Consider the following 13,618-nt stretch of genomic DNA (forward strand, 5'->3'; position numbering starts at 1 on the left):
TGGCTGGCGTGAGGAAGGTTGTCGTACTGAGTGGCAAGCGACAAGCGAAGGCAAGACGCGTATGGAATTGTAGCGCGCCGAGTAATTCGCGTTGGAACTTGCCTTCTCGTAGCGGCAACCTCATAGAGTGCATTTCACTGACCACGACTTAGGATAGGAAGATGGTTGAGAGTAAAAAAGTATTTACCCTGCACGGTGCCTCCTGCGCCAGCTGTGTCCACAAGATTGAAACGGTGTTGAACCAAGTGCCAGGTGTGAAACAGGCGAGGGTAAACCTAGCCGAGAAAACTGCCTCAGTGTGGGGCCGGGTTGATACGGGTGCCTGCGTGTTGGCGATCGAGCAAGCCGGCTACGGCGCTGAGCTGACGACTGTCAGTGATCGTGAGCTGCGCGAGCAGCAACGCGAGGCGGACCAAAAACATTACCGAGACTTACTGTGGCGCGCAGGGCTGGCTCTGGCCCTAGGACTGCCGCTGATGGCCTGGGGGCTGATCACTGGCGAGATGTCAGTGCATGCGCCGGTGCAGCAGGTTGCCTGGGGACTTGTGGGGCTTGCCACTCTTGCGGTGCTCATATATTGCGGCGGTCACTTCTTCACCGGTGCCTGGAAGGCTTTTCGCCACCACAATGCAAGTATGGACACGTTGATCGCACTGGGCACCGGCACAGCCTGGCTGTTTTCCATGCTGGTAGTGGTGGCGCCGCAGCTGCTGCCTGAGATGGCACGCCACGTCTATTTCGAGGCCAGTGCCATGATCATCGGGCTGATCAACCTGGGTCAGGCACTGGAGGTGCGAGCCCGAGGCCGCACCAGCGCGGCTGTTGAAAAACTACTGCAACTTCAAGACGTCAGTGCGCGAGTGCTACATAACGGTGAAGAGGTGGATGTGCCGGTGGATGAGGTACAGCTGGGAGATCGTTTGCGGGTGCGCCCTGGTGAGAAGATTCCTGTGGACGGCACTGTGCTTGAGGGCAGCAGCCTGGTGGACGAGTCCATGCTCACTGGCGAACCTGTACCGGTGCAGAAGGCACAGGGCGATTTTCTCTCCGCCGGCACCCTAAACAAGAATGGCACCCTGCTGTTCACTGCGGAAAAAGTCGGCTCCGAGACCCGACTGGCACAGATCATTGAGATGGTGAAGAACGCGCAGAACTCGCGCGTGCCCATAGCCCGGCTGGCGGACAGGATTTCCGCGGTCTTCGTGCCGGTAGTGATGGTGATCGCCGTGCTGGCAGCACTGGTCTGGTTTAACTGGGGGCCGGAGCCCAAGGTCGCGCATATGCTGGTGGTGGCCACCTCAGTGCTGATTATCGCTTGCCCTTGCGCACTGGGGTTGGCCACACCCATGTCGGTAATGGTCGGCGTTGGTAAGGGTGCAGAACACGGCGTGCTGGTGCGTAACGGGAAGGCTCTGCAGCAGGCGAGTAAACTGACCACGCTGGTGGTAGATAAAACCGGCACACTGACCGAGGGCACTCCCAAAGTTACCGACCTCGAAACCGAAGGCGACAAAGACGAGTTGCTGCGTCTGCTGGCAAGTCTGGAGCAGGCCTCGGAACACCCGCTAGCGGAGGCCATAGTAGATGCGGCGCAAGAGCGGGGTATACGCCTGAGCACGGTGCAGCACTTTGAGGCCATTATTGCGCACGGCGTGCGCGGAGAGGTGGATGGTCACAAGCTGCTGCTCGGTAACCGCAAACTGATGCTGCGTGAAAATGTTGATGTCGACCATTGGCAGGCGGCCGTCGAAGCACTGGCTGGCAAGGGACGTACCGCCATGTACGCGGCGATCGACGGCAAGGCTGCTGGCTTGATCGCGGTGGCGGATCCGCTGCGCTCAGACGCAAGATCCGCCATTCAGCGCTTGAAAAGCCTCGGCCTTGAAATCCAGATGCTCACCGGTGACAACCGAGCCACCGCAGAAGCGGTGGCGACACAGCTGGGTATAGATTGGGTGCATGCGGAACTGCTGCCAGAGGACAAAGAGAACATTATCGCTGATCTGCAGGCGAAGGGCGGGCACGTAGGTATGGCCGGTGATGGCATCAACGATGCTCCGGCGCTGGCGCGTGCGGAAGTCGGCTTTGCGATTGGCGCGGGCACCGACGTAGCGATCGAGACCGCCGACGTTACACTGATGCGTTCATCGCTGCACGGCGTGGCTGACGCGATCGAGCTTTCGCGAGCGACGTTACGCAACATTAAACAGAACCTGTTTGGTGCCTTTATCTATAACATCCTAGGTATTCCCATCGCCGCTGGACTTTTGTATCCGATCACTGGAAACCTGCTGAGCCCGGTAATCGCTGGTGCGGCCATGGCACTCTCGTCAGTGACCGTGGTCAGCAATGCCAACCGGCTGCGCCTATTCAATCCTTCGGAGATAAACGCATGAATTTGTTGATCAATCTGCTGGGTTTGGCACTGATCGTTGGCATCGTCTGGTGGTTCTGGTTGAGTAAAAGGGCGGCGCCGGCGGCCGTGGCTCCCGCCGCATCCGTGATTATGGTCAAGGATGGGGTCTATGAGCCGGAGCGAATTCAAGTACCCGCCCATGAGGAAACTACGTTGCACTTCCTTCGAGAGGATCCTAGCCCCTGCGCCGAATATGTGGTGTTCGCAGATCTGGATGTAAACGCGCAGCTAGCGGTTGGCGAGGAGACCGAGGTAAAACTACCGGCGATGGAAGCGGGGGAATACCCCTTTACCTGTCAGATGCAGATGTACCGCGGGACTCTGGTGGTGGCATAGAGGGTATTCTGGTGTAGGCGAAGGTCTAGGTCATGGGCTGCTCCTACAGCTTTTTCAGGAGCGGCCCACGACCGCGAAAAAAAACCTTCTTCTTATTTACTGGACCAGTGCACATGCACGATCTTCCCGTCGTCGCCCATGTGAGTGAGCACCAAGGTTTCCAGCTCGGAAAACAGTGCCGGATCTACTTCCGCTTGCGGCTTGTCGCCGTGAGCCATATTCAGCGCAACTGCGCTGAATATGATGCAGAATCCTAATGTGTGAATGGATTTGAACAGTTCTAGCAGTTCAATTTTTCCTGTCAGTGATGACCTGAATCTTCTTCATCGCGTGCAGTAATGATCTGGTATTGCTGTGGCGTCAAGTCGGGCAGCTTCTGCAAAAATGCCACCATAGCCCAGATGCGCCCGTCGTCGTGCGTGGGGCCCCAGGCGGGCATACCGGAGGCCTTGACGCCGTGCTTGATGATCCAGAATTGTCGGCGCACGCGTTGTTGCGGGTCGCCGCTTCCCGGCTTGGTGAGGTCAGGCGGTGCCGGGTAGAGGCCGAGACTGAAATCACTCTCTGTCACTCCCGGTTTCAGGTGGCAGCCCACACACATGTCGTTGTAGTCGGCGCCGCCTGAAAGCAGCAGTTCCGGGTCCTTGAGTTCCGGTAGCTGCACGTTCCGTGATGCGCGTGCGATGGACTTCTCGCGCAGAGTCTCCAGCAGCCAGTGGGTGAATTTGGTGTGCGGTACGTCGGCGCCCATGGGGTAGCTGCCGGAGTAGACGAACGTTAGTAGTCCAGCGGCTACAATCAGAATTGTGAGTAGCAGTGTCTTTAGTGCTGTCAAAATATTCCTCCAATAGGAAAGGGGGCTGTCGCCCCCCAATCCTTATTTCTCTTCAAGCTTTTGCGGTTTCGGCGGGTCTTCGTGGTGATGGCCTTCACCGTGATGAGCATGCTCAGAGTGAGTGTCTCGCTCCGCATGTTGCATCTGCTCTGCGCACTTTTTCATCATCGCCTGCATGACTGGATCATCGGCATCCATTGTCGAGTGATCCATCTCCTTCATCGCAGCACAGTTTGCCTTTTCTGTGTTTTCCTTATGCATGCTAGGGTCATGGGCCTGAGCGGTGCTCGCGGCGACGAGGGTGAAAGTGCAGAGCAGCTTGTTGAAGGTGTTCATAGTTATCTCCAAGTTTTTTAAAAGATCCGCGGTCCATTCTCCGAGCTTGAGTTCTGCCTGGATTAGAGGAAAGTCCGCGGATCCTTATAGTGCGATAAATTACAAGTCCCGATTACCTGACTAAAACCAGGCGTGCAGCCCGATTACCCAGGTCATTTCACTGGTGGCCTCGCCGTCGTCACGGGCGAAGTCCGCGGTGTTACCGAATTTCTTCTCGTAATTGACGCCAATATAAGGTGCAAACTGCGGAGTGAATTCATAGCGTAAGCGCAGACCGGCCTCGACGTCGGAAAGTCCGGAACCAGTATGGGTTCCAGGTGTGTTCTGGCCGAAGAAGTTCACTTCAATTTCCGGACTTAAAATCCACTGCTGAGTGAATAGGAGCTCGTACTCGGCCTCCACACGTAGGGCGGTGTCCCCGTCTTCGCCGACAAACAGCGATGTGTCGACCTCGAAGAAGTAGGGCGCGAGCCCGTTCAGGGCAAGGACGCCCCAGTTGCGACTGTCGCTTTCCAGTTCGAAGTCGTGGCGCACGCCCATCTGGATATCCCAGTAGGGGGCAATGGCGCGGCTGTACAGTGCCTGTAATTCGGCTTTTTCCGTCTCGCCTTCCGCCCGTTCGACTTCCGTCTTGAACCATGCCTTGTGCTTGTCGCCGCCGAACCACACGCTGCCTTCCAGCGCGCTGCCGTCGTCCTCGCGTGCCTCCAGCTGGTCGATGGTGACCTTGGTCAGTAGCACCTCGTGGTCCATTACGTGATCGGGTTCGTTGGGGGCGTGACGGAGGTTCGATGCAGCGGCTGCGCTGTCCTCTTGCGGTGCGGGATAGCCGTGCCCCATGTGCTGATGGGCCGCGTGTTCATCGTCCTGCATCGAATGGGTGTGCTGTGTGTGCGATTCTTCCGCGGCGTGCGCCAGCGGCGCCGCCAGGGTTAATGCCAGTAGGGTTTTTCTGTTCATTTGCATCGTCCTCATACCACTCTTACTTCGCGGAACATGCCGGGCATGTGGTACAGCAGGTGGCAGTGGTAGGCCCAGCGGCCGTAGGCATCGGCAGTCACCAGATAGCTGATCTTGGAGCCCGGTTGCACAATGATCGTGTGCTTGCGCGGGATGTACTCGCTGTCGCCGGTTTCCAGTTCACTCCACATGCCGTGTAGGTGAATGGGGTGCGTCATCATGGTGTCGTTCACCAGGGTGATGCGGATACGCTCGCCGTATTTCAGCATCAGGGGTTCGGCATCGTTGAACTTGATCCCATCCATCGACCACATGTAGCGGTGCATATTGCCGGTCAGATGCAGTTGCAGCTCGCGGGTGGGCTCGCGCCTGTCGAGGGTGGGGGTAAGGTTGCGGATATCCGCATAGGTAAGTACCCGGCGACCGTAGCGGATATCGTGATCGCGCAGGCCGATACCGGGATCATTCAGTCCGTTGCCGGGCATCTCTGAGCGCATATCCACGCCGTAGCGGTATTCGCTGGGCAGGTGCACGATGGGGCTGTTGCTACCGTGTCCGGCGCGGCCCAGGCCATCGGTAAACCAGACGCCCTGCATGCCGCCGAGCTCGGGGCGTCCACCGTGCAGGCTGTACTGCCCGGCGTTACCGGATTGCATGCCGGCGTGCTGGGAGTGATCCATGCCGCTCATGCTGTCCATATCGTGGCCACTGTGATCCATGCTACCCATGTTGTGGCCGCTGTGGTCCATGCCGCCCATGTCGTGGCCGCTGTGGTCCATGCCGTTCATGCTGCCCATATCGTGGCCGCTGTGGCCCATGCCATTCATGCCGCCCATATTGTGGCCGGAATGATCCATGCCCATATCGCGGTGGGTGAGGACCGGGGCGTAATCCATCGCCGGGACTTCGGCGCGCAGTTCCGGGTGCGGTGTCAGGGTGCCGCGGGCAAAACCGCTGCGGTCGATGGTCTGGGCGAAGAGGGTATAGGCGCGGTCGTCCACCGGCTCAACTACGACGTCGTAAGTTTCCGCTACGCCGATGCGGAACTCATCCACGGTAACCGGCTCGATGTTCTGACCGTCACTCGCCACCACCGTCATCTTCAGCCCCGGAATCCGGATATCGAAAATCGACATGGCGGAGCCGTTGATAAAGCGCAAGCGGACCTTCTCTCCCCGCTTGAATTGCGCCATCCAGTTGCCATCTGGGGTCTGGCCATTCATCAGGTAGGTATAGGTGTAACCGGTGACGTCGGAGATATCGCGGTCGGACATGCGCATCTCGTTCCACATCTTGCGGTCCTGCCATGTCTGGGCGACCCCTTTCTGGCGGATCTCATCCCACAGATCGCCGGCGGTGCGACGTCGGCGATTGTAGTAGTGCCCCTCTTTTTTGAGCTTGGCGTAAATGTCGTGGGGGGATTCGTCACTCCAGTCGGAGAGCATTACCACGTAATCGCGATCATAGGCGACCGGGTCGGGCTCTGCTGGGTCGATAACGATGGAGCCGTAATGTCCCTGTTGCTCTTGGAAGTCCGAGTGGCTGTGGTACCAGTAGGTGCCGCTCTGGTTCAGTTCAAACTGATAGGTAAAGGTTTCACCGGGGCGGATACCGTTGAAGCTGAGCCCGGGCACACCGTCCATACCCGTGGGAAGGATGATGCCGTGCCAGTGGATGGAAGTATCATGTGCTAGATGGTTGGTGACATTGAGGGTCACCGTTTCACCTTCTTTCCAGCGCAAGATCGGGGCGGGCACCGAGCCGTTAGTGGCGACTGCGGTGCGCTCGCGGCCGGTGAAATTCACCGGCAGATAATTCACGTGCAGATCAAACTGGTTGCCGCGCAGCGTTTGCGGTGTAGGGTTGGCACGGGGTGTGGCGCTGCTTGCACCCGCGGGTATGCCCAATAGTGCCGCGCCCGCGGCGATCCCGGTGACAAAGCGCCGCCGTGACAGGGGCGGTAGTGCAATCTGGGGTTCTCGGATTTTGTTCATCGGTACCTCAGTGTTGTTGTTCAAAACGATCGATGCTCGCATATACAGTGGTGCTGCCATCTTTACTGAGCTGTAGCACCTTGTAGGGGGCGAAGCGGTCGCCCACTTCCATGCCGGGGCTGCCCAACGGCATGGCGGGTACCGCCAGGCCACGGGCACCCGCGGGCGGATTCTGCAGGAACTGGCGAATCAGTTTCGCCGGGATATGCCCTTCGAAAACATAGCCGTTCGGCGACACACTGGTGTGGCAGGATTGGAACTCCGCGGCAATCTGGTACTTGTCCTTGACGGCATTCAGGTCAGAAACGTTCTGTGCGTCGACTTCGAGGCTGTTGTCGGCGGCGTGTTCCACCCACAATTTACAGCAGCCGCAAGTGGCACTTTTATAGGTGGTCAGTGTAGAGACGATGGGGGCGACGGCCGCGACATCAGCGCTATCTTCGCTCATATCGTGGTCGTGGTCGTAATCGGCTTTGGCGCAGGCGGTCAATGCGAGCAGTGCGGAAATGGCCAGGCTGCGCAGAAAAATATTCTGTTTCATAAATCAATTCCAACCTCGTAGTGGTCACGTTTGAGTGACGGCACTGTTTTGGTAACGGTGCTGGGCCCGGTTTCGACAGTGCGAGTGCGGGCGACAGCGAAACGCGTGCGATGACAAAGCTCGGAGCGCGGTTATCGCAACAGTTTGAAATGAGGAAAAGTGCGCCAGTCGGCGCGCAGGGATCCCCGGGTCAGGCAGACCGGGGTGGTTTGATCAGGGATTCGGGCTCGGCAGATGAGGCGAGATCCCGGTAGGTTACTTGCAGGGAAGTGCGAGGCATGGGGATGCCGGCCGTTTCCACTGGCGGCAAAACGGTGGCGCAGTGGCTGGGGCAACAAGTACAGCTTGCGCTGCAGAGGCCGCCCGTGGTGTTCACACCGGTATCGGAGGACTGCGTACAGCGATCAGTACCGCTGGGCGACGGAGCGGTAGGCATATCTCCACAATGTGCGGATGTCTGCGCGCTATCCACCGCCTGGTGGTGACCCGCTTGGATGTCGATATCGGAATCAATATCCATGACCGTAGCTTTGGCCATCGTCGGCGCTGACATTTCCGCGCACGGCTGTGCGGCCGCCTGTCCGAAGACAGACAGCAACATAAGCGTTGCCATGATCCGTGCGATAAATCTTTGCATGTCAGCTGGTTTTTGATGGAAGCCCGAAGGTTAGGGGTTTCTAGTCACTATGGCAAGTGGACAACGGCGCGTACCGAAAGGTTTCCGGTGCGCGCCGTTTTTCCTGTTAATTGCCGAAATCATCAAACGCGATCTGTTCTTCGCGCACGCCGAGTCGCTTCAGCATGGCGATGCTTGCGCGCAGCATGGCGGGCGGTCCGCACAGATAAAATTCGCAATTGCCGATATCCGGATGCTGGCGCAGATAGCTGTCCGCGGCGATATCGCTGATAAAGCCGGTCGCACCCTGCCAGGTGTCTTGCGGACGCGGGTCCGACAGGCCCAGTTGCCACTGGAAGTTGTCGTGCTGCTGCGCCAGTTCATCGAACAGTTCGGCGTAAAACACCTCGCGCAGATTGCGCGCGCCATACCAGAATCGCATTGGCCGCTGGGTGCCGTGATTGCGTAATTGGTCGACAATCATCGAGCGCAGCGGTGCCATACCCGCACCGCCGCCAATCAGGATGATCTCGCGCTCGCTGTCCTGCACATGGAAGCTGCCGAATGGGCCGCTCAGCTGGACCTGGTCGCCCGGCTGCAGATTGAACATGTAGCTGGAGCCGGCACCTGCGGGCAGGGTTTCCCGTCCTGCGGGGGGGGGCTGTATCCGCACATTGAGCAGGATGGATTCATTCGCGCTGGTGCTTTCCTCTGGCGCATTCGCCATCGAATAGGAGCGACGCAGGGGTGCTGTGTGGTTGCTGCCGGCGGCACCCAGCCAGGGCTGCCAGTCATTGCTGTACTGTGTATCCAGTGGCGTGTCGACGAGGCGCAGCTGGTGCGGCGGAATCTCGACCTGTACAAAGCCGCCGGCGCGGAAGCCGAACGGGCGCTCGCCTCGGGGCGCCAACCGGATTTCCTTGATGAAGGGCGTCAGGAAGCGGGTCTCCTGTACCTCGGCGGTGAAGGCGCCGGCCTGCAACACACTGTCATCCAGCGTCAGGCGGGTGGCGGCCACTGCGCGCTGTTGGCAGGCGAGGCGCTGGCCGGCTGCCAGTTGCGCTGCGGACAGCAGGACCTTCTCGCTGCTGGTGATCGGCGCGTCGGCGTCGAGCTGCACCTGGCACAGGCCGCAGCTACCGCCGCCACCACAGTTCGAGGGCAGTTGCACGCCACTGGCGGCGAGGCCGTCGAACAGGTTGACGCCGCTCGGCAAGGCCAGCTTCTGCACCGGGGTGGCAGCCTGATCGAGCAGGGTTACTGCAACTTTGCTGCCACGCAGTTTGGCCAGCAGATTGAAGTCGTGGCGGGAGAAGCTGGAAAACAGCATCACACAGCCGGAAATGGACAGCAGCAGGGCACCGATACCGAAAATCACCACGAACGGGTTGTTGAAATCCTGGCGCTCGGTGTAGTCCATGATGTGCAGCATCCAGAAGATATCGAACAGCCGCCAGGTGTCGTTGCGGCGCTCAATTACGCGGCCGTCCGCGGCGGAGATATATAGGCTGGTATTGCCTTCATCCACGATATCGACACGCCATACGGGCCCGTCGTGACGGCGGGATTCCATATTTGGCTGTGGCAGACGCTGAGGGCTGCCGATCAGGCTGTCGTCGCCGGCATAGTCGCGCGCGGCGATTGCCACGGCCAGGGCAGCATCGATCACCAGTGGATTGCCACTTTGTGCATCGCGCAGCTCGATCCCTGCATCGGTCTCTACCCGGTACACCGGGCGGTCAAAGCCCGGTTGCAGGCGGATATCCACCACGCTGCTACCGGCGTTTTGGTAAAGGCCGACAATCTCGCTATGGGGTACCAGCGATGTGCCGGCGGAGAGCGGCGTGGTCTCCTGACGCTCGGCCAGATGGCGGCCGCTGACGATATTGGAATCCAGCAGCGCAAAGGCGAGGCCGCTGGCGAGCCACAGTGCCAGTTGCACGCCGATCACCAGGCTCAGCCATTTGTGCGCGATTTTGATGAAATTCATTGTGCACCTCCCGTCGCGGCCGCGGTGCCGGCTGCTTTTTCCCTGCGCGCAAAGCTGTAGAACAGCAGGATCAGGCCGGCGAGAACGCCGGTCAGGCTGACAAGGGTGACGATCAGCAGCAGCGGGTTATGGATATCGGCCCGCTCCTCGTAATCCATGATGTGCAGCATCCAGAAGAAATCGAACGCGCGCCAGTAGTTGTGGCGGCGGGTGACGAGTGCGCCGGTATTCGGGCTGATATAGAGACTGGTGCCGTAGCGGTCGTCAAAATTGACCCGCCACAGGGGCAGTGCGCGGGACTGCAGCTCGGTGGGCGGATTGTCGGTAATCAGTTCGGCGGATGCCGCCGGCAGGCTGCCGGAATAGTAGTGCTCCGCCAGTGCGCGGGCGCGGTCGCCATTGATGGGCGAGACTTCGCTGCCGCTGCGGGCGTCGACCAGGTGTGCACCGTCCGCGGCCAGGATCACGTAGTAGGGGGATGCCTGCAGCGCTTTCAGCTGGATGGATTTCACCCCGCTATAGCGCTCGAGTAATGCCTGGGTGGGCGCCAGGGTGCCCTGCTCCGTCGGCAGTGGCTCGCGCAGGTTTTTGACCAGGTGATCGCCGTGGATAAAGTCCAGGTCCATCACCACCATGTAAACGCCGCTCAGGGTCCACAACAGGGCCTGGACGCCGACAAACAGAAATAGCCACTTGTGGACCTTTCTGGAAAGGGTTGCCGTTTGCATTGGTTTTATTCTCGGGTGTTTTCTCAGATACAGCTGGTGAGAAAATACACAGCTGGCGGGAGTGTACTTCCCGCCGCTGTGAATGTCTCAGGGGGCTCAGTCGAACCGGTAGGTCATACGCAGGTAGCTGCGCATGCCGGCCAGGTCGTAGGTCATGGTGTCGGTGTTGCCGTCGGTCCAGCTGGCTACCCGCGGTGCCCCCTGGTCGAACAGGTTGTCGATACCCACACTCATCCGCAGCGCGTCGTTCATGTCGTAGTTGAACTGCACGTTGTGGTAGAAGATGTTGGGCATGCTGGAGCCGATACCACTGTCCGCATTGAAGTCATCCCCCTCACCGATCATGCGTACCGAGTAGGTGCTGCTCCACTGGTTGCCGCGGGTGGTCAGTGACGCGTTGGCGCGCCAGTGCGGGAAGCCGCCGTTGCCGCTGCCGATGAAACCGTCGAGCACGAAGGGCTCGTCGCCATCGAACGCGGTGGTTTCATATTCCTTCAGGTAGGACGCCTTGAAGTCAGCGGTGTGCGACAAGCCAAACATGTCGAAGTCGTACAGGGCGCCGAAGTCGATCCCCTGCATCATCTCGTTACCGGTGTTGAACTTCTGTGTGGACAGGTAATTCACATCACCGTTGACCGGGTTGCGGGTGTGCTGGTCCGGTGCGCAGAAGGCGTGGCTCAGGCCCGCAGACTCGTAACACATGGCCAGTTTGGTGGAACCGGACACCTCGCGAATGGCGTCATCGATCTCGATATCGAAGTAGTCCACGGTGAGTGACAGGCCGTCCAGCGGTTGCAGTACCACACCCAGGGTGAAGGTCTCTGCACTCTCCGGGGTGAGGTCGGGGTTGCCGCCACGGTCGGTGAGGATGGTGGTGCCGAGCTGGGAGTAGTTCAGCGGTACACCGGCTGCCTGACAGTTCTGGTACAGGGTGCTGGACGGATCCAGGGAGGCATAGTCGGAACAGGGATCGGTGGTGGTGAGGTTGCCTTCGGACACGCCGCCGAACAGCTCCGGGATATTCGGCACACGGAAGGCGGTGGTCATGGTGCCGCGCACTTTCAATATGTCGTTTACTTGCCAGTTGAGGCCGGCCTTGTAGGTGTCCTCGCCCTCGAACAGATCGTAGTCGGAGTAGCGCACAGCCAGGTCCATATCCAGCGACTGCACCAGCGGCAGGTCCGCCAGCAGCGGTACCAGTACCTCGGCGTAGACCTCGCGGGATTCGGTAGAACCGCTGATCGGATCTTCCTGGTTGCCTAGCGCGTAGCCCGCCTGAACCAGAGAGTCCGGCTGGCGCCAGCCGCTATCTTCACGCCACTCGACGCCCGCGGCAAAGCCCAGGGTGCCCGCGGGCAATTCCATCAGCGAACCGTTGATGTTGGCACTCACGCTCTTTTGCTCGTTGCCGCCGGTGCCTTCCTGACTGAATACGATGTAATCCAGCACTTCCTGGGTGACATCACCGTAACCCAGGTAGTCGCCACAGGGGATGCCGTTCATGCCGCACAGGCTGGTATCCAGGGTTTCGCCCACGCGCTGCATGTTGATGTTGTTGGCGATGCCGTCAGTGGCCGTGTTGCGGCCCCAGTTCAGCGCAACGTCGTAGCCCCAGTTGTCGTTGATATCGCCTTCAATACCGGTGACCACACGCCAGGTATCCACTTCCTGGTAGAAATCGCGGGCGCCGTTCTCTAATAGACGCCGGCGTTCTAGCACGAAATCGCTACCGGTGGGGTTGGTGGGGTGGTCCGCGCTGTAGGCGATGTCGGCCAGGCTGCCGGGAGAGGCCGGCTGGCCGGACTGGCGGTTGGTGTACATCAGCTCGGTGAACAGGGTGGCGGATTCCGAAATCTCGTAGTTGCCGAGGGTAGTAAAGCTGAAGCGCTCGATCGGCTGCACGGCATTGAAGTAGGGGTTGTAGTTGAAGCCGTGTTTCAGCCCGTCGTAGCGCTCGTAGAAATCGCCGTCGCCATTCGGATCCTGGTTGAAGTTGATACGGGTGTTTTCGGTCAGCACGGTGCCGTCTGCCAGCACTGCGCCTGCGGGCAGGGTGGCGCGGCCGCCGATGGTGGAGGAGCTGCCGCTGCACTCGCTGTCGTCATTCAGGGGGCAGGGGACGCGGGCGTCCAGTGGTGAGGCCTGGTTGTCCTGGTAGCTCATGTTCACCATCAGGTTGCCGCGGTCGCCGGACACGCCCCAGGTCAGGTCGAGGACGGTTTCCTCGCCGTCACCCAGTGCGGTCTGGCCGTATTTGCCCTCGATTTCCAGTCCGTCGAATTCTTTCTTGGTGATCAGGTTGACCACGCCGGCCACGGCGTCGGCGCCGTAGGTGGCCGAGGCGCCGTCTTTCAGCACCTCAATGCTGGAAACCAGGGACATCGGGATCATCGACAGATCGACGCTGCTGTTGGCGCCGGTACCGCCATTTACCACGCGGCGGCCGTTGACCATCACTAGGGTGCGGTTGGTGCCGAGGCCGCGCAGGTTGATCTGGGCAGTGCCGTAACCGTTGGAGGTCCAGTAGGCGTTGGTCTGGTTGCCGCCGAAGCCCGCTGCGGACGGCAGCGATTGCAGCAGCACTTCCAGGGAACTGGAGCCGGTGGTTTCAATTGAGGCTTCATCGAGTACGGTGACCGGGCCCACGCCTTCAATGTCGGCGCGCTTGATGCGGGTACCGGTGACATTCACTTCTTCAATTTGTTTTTGCGCGGTTTCACCCGCTTGCTGGGCAGAAGCCATGGAGGTGAAACCCGTGGCCACCGTGGCGAGGGCGATAAAAAGCGGGGTTCTCGTCAGTCTGAAGCTTGTTGCGTTCATGTTGTTGTCCTTCTCTGGGAGACTTTTCGTTCTCGTCGTGTCCGCT

The 13,618-nt window shown here is 59.7% G+C and carries 12 protein-coding genes; 2 read left to right on the forward strand and 10 right to left on the reverse strand.

Features of this window, described 5'->3' with window-relative positions; genetic code table 11:
- The first annotated feature begins 161 nt into the window (after positions 1–161).
- Entirely contained in the window at positions 162–2,396 is a 2,235-nt protein-coding gene (locus AU11_RS02360) for a heavy metal translocating P-type ATPase (RefSeq protein ID WP_043316146.1), read from the forward strand.
- A complete protein-coding gene (locus tag AU11_RS02365) occupies positions 2,393–2,752 on the forward strand; it encodes a cupredoxin domain-containing protein (RefSeq protein ID WP_043316148.1) in 360 nt (119 codons plus the stop codon). The genes AU11_RS02360 and AU11_RS02365 overlap by 4 nt, the downstream gene beginning before the upstream one ends.
- A gap of 92 nt (positions 2,753–2,844) precedes the next feature.
- Here the strand turns inward: AU11_RS02365 and AU11_RS18615 are convergent, their stop codons facing one another.
- From AU11_RS18615 to AU11_RS02410, 10 genes are all read right to left on the reverse strand, one after another.
- Positions 2,845–2,970: a hypothetical protein gene (locus AU11_RS18615; RefSeq protein ID WP_255343165.1), complete on the reverse strand. Its 126-nt coding sequence runs from the start codon at positions 2,968–2,970 to the stop codon at positions 2,845–2,847.
- 83 nt (positions 2,971–3,053) lie between these two features.
- Positions 3,054–3,587 (reverse strand): cytochrome c, encoded by a 534-nt coding sequence (locus tag AU11_RS02370; protein WP_156035101.1) that lies wholly within the window; start codon positions 3,585–3,587, stop codon positions 3,054–3,056.
- A gap of 42 nt (positions 3,588–3,629) precedes the next feature.
- Positions 3,630–3,923, reverse strand: a complete 294-nt coding sequence (locus AU11_RS02375; protein WP_051686881.1) for a hypothetical protein — start codon at positions 3,921–3,923, stop codon at positions 3,630–3,632.
- A 120-nt stretch (positions 3,924–4,043) separates the two neighbouring features.
- Entirely contained in the window at positions 4,044–4,883 is an 840-nt protein-coding gene (locus tag AU11_RS02380) for a copper resistance protein B (RefSeq protein ID WP_231491468.1), read from the reverse strand.
- Positions 4,884–4,894: 11 nt separating this feature from the next.
- Positions 4,895–6,877, reverse strand: coding sequence for a copper resistance system multicopper oxidase (locus tag AU11_RS02385; RefSeq protein ID WP_051686882.1), 1,983 nt, complete (start codon positions 6,875–6,877; stop codon positions 4,895–4,897).
- Between the two features lie 7 nt (positions 6,878–6,884).
- Entirely contained in the window at positions 6,885–7,418 is a 534-nt protein-coding gene (locus AU11_RS02390) for a DUF411 domain-containing protein (protein WP_043316150.1), read from the reverse strand.
- A gap of 190 nt (positions 7,419–7,608) precedes the next feature.
- A complete protein-coding gene (locus AU11_RS02395) occupies positions 7,609–8,055 on the reverse strand; it encodes a hypothetical protein (RefSeq protein WP_156035103.1) in 447 nt (148 codons plus the stop codon).
- Between the two features lie 106 nt (positions 8,056–8,161).
- A complete protein-coding gene (nqrF, locus tag AU11_RS17630; RefSeq protein WP_051686883.1) occupies positions 8,162–10,024 on the reverse strand; it encodes an NADH:ubiquinone reductase (Na(+)-transporting) subunit F in 1,863 nt (620 codons plus the stop codon).
- Positions 10,021–10,752 (reverse strand): hypothetical protein, encoded by a 732-nt coding sequence (locus AU11_RS02405; protein ID WP_043316154.1) that lies wholly within the window; start codon positions 10,750–10,752, stop codon positions 10,021–10,023. Before AU11_RS02405 ends, nqrF begins: the two co-directional genes overlap by 4 nt.
- Before the next feature lie 96 nt (positions 10,753–10,848).
- Positions 10,849–13,572 carry a TonB-dependent receptor domain-containing protein gene (locus tag AU11_RS02410; protein ID WP_043316158.1) on the reverse strand — a complete coding sequence of 908 codons (2,724 nt, stop codon included), beginning with the start codon at positions 13,570–13,572 and terminating at the stop codon, positions 10,849–10,851.
- Positions 13,573–13,618: the final 46 nt, after the last annotated feature.

The organism is Microbulbifer sp. HZ11 (assembly GCF_000708675.1).
Classification (GTDB): domain Bacteria; phylum Pseudomonadota; class Gammaproteobacteria; order Pseudomonadales; family Cellvibrionaceae; genus Microbulbifer.

Bases quoted from the DNA above. Each gene is read 5' to 3' on its own strand.
- AU11_RS02380 (WP_231491468.1), bottom strand. From the start codon at position 4,883: ATGAACAGAAAAACCCTACTGGCATTAACCCTGGCGGCGCCGCTGGCG.
- AU11_RS02405 (WP_043316154.1), bottom strand. From the start codon at position 10,752: ATGCAAACGGCAACCCTTTCCAGAAAGGTCCACAAGTGGCTATTTCTG.
- AU11_RS02385 (WP_051686882.1), bottom strand. From the start codon at position 6,877: ATGAACAAAATCCGAGAACCCCAGATTGCACTACCGCCCCTGTCACGG.
- AU11_RS02375 (WP_051686881.1), bottom strand. From the start codon at position 3,923: ATGAACACCTTCAACAAGCTGCTCTGCACTTTCACCCTCGTCGCCGCG.
- AU11_RS02360 (WP_043316146.1), top strand. From the start codon at position 162: ATGGTTGAGAGTAAAAAAGTATTTACCCTGCACGGTGCCTCCTGCGCC.
- AU11_RS02395 (WP_156035103.1), bottom strand. From the start codon at position 8,055: ATGCAAAGATTTATCGCACGGATCATGGCAACGCTTATGTTGCTGTCT.
- AU11_RS02390 (WP_043316150.1), bottom strand. From the start codon at position 7,418: ATGAAACAGAATATTTTTCTGCGCAGCCTGGCCATTTCCGCACTGCTC.
- AU11_RS02410 (WP_043316158.1), bottom strand. From the start codon at position 13,572: ATGAACGCAACAAGCTTCAGACTGACGAGAACCCCGCTTTTTATCGCC.
- AU11_RS18615 (WP_255343165.1), bottom strand. From the start codon at position 2,970: ATGGCTCACGGCGACAAGCCGCAAGCGGAAGTAGATCCGGCACTGTTT.
- nqrF (WP_051686883.1), bottom strand. From the start codon at position 10,024: ATGAATTTCATCAAAATCGCGCACAAATGGCTGAGCCTGGTGATCGGC.
- AU11_RS02365 (WP_043316148.1), top strand. From the start codon at position 2,393: ATGAATTTGTTGATCAATCTGCTGGGTTTGGCACTGATCGTTGGCATC.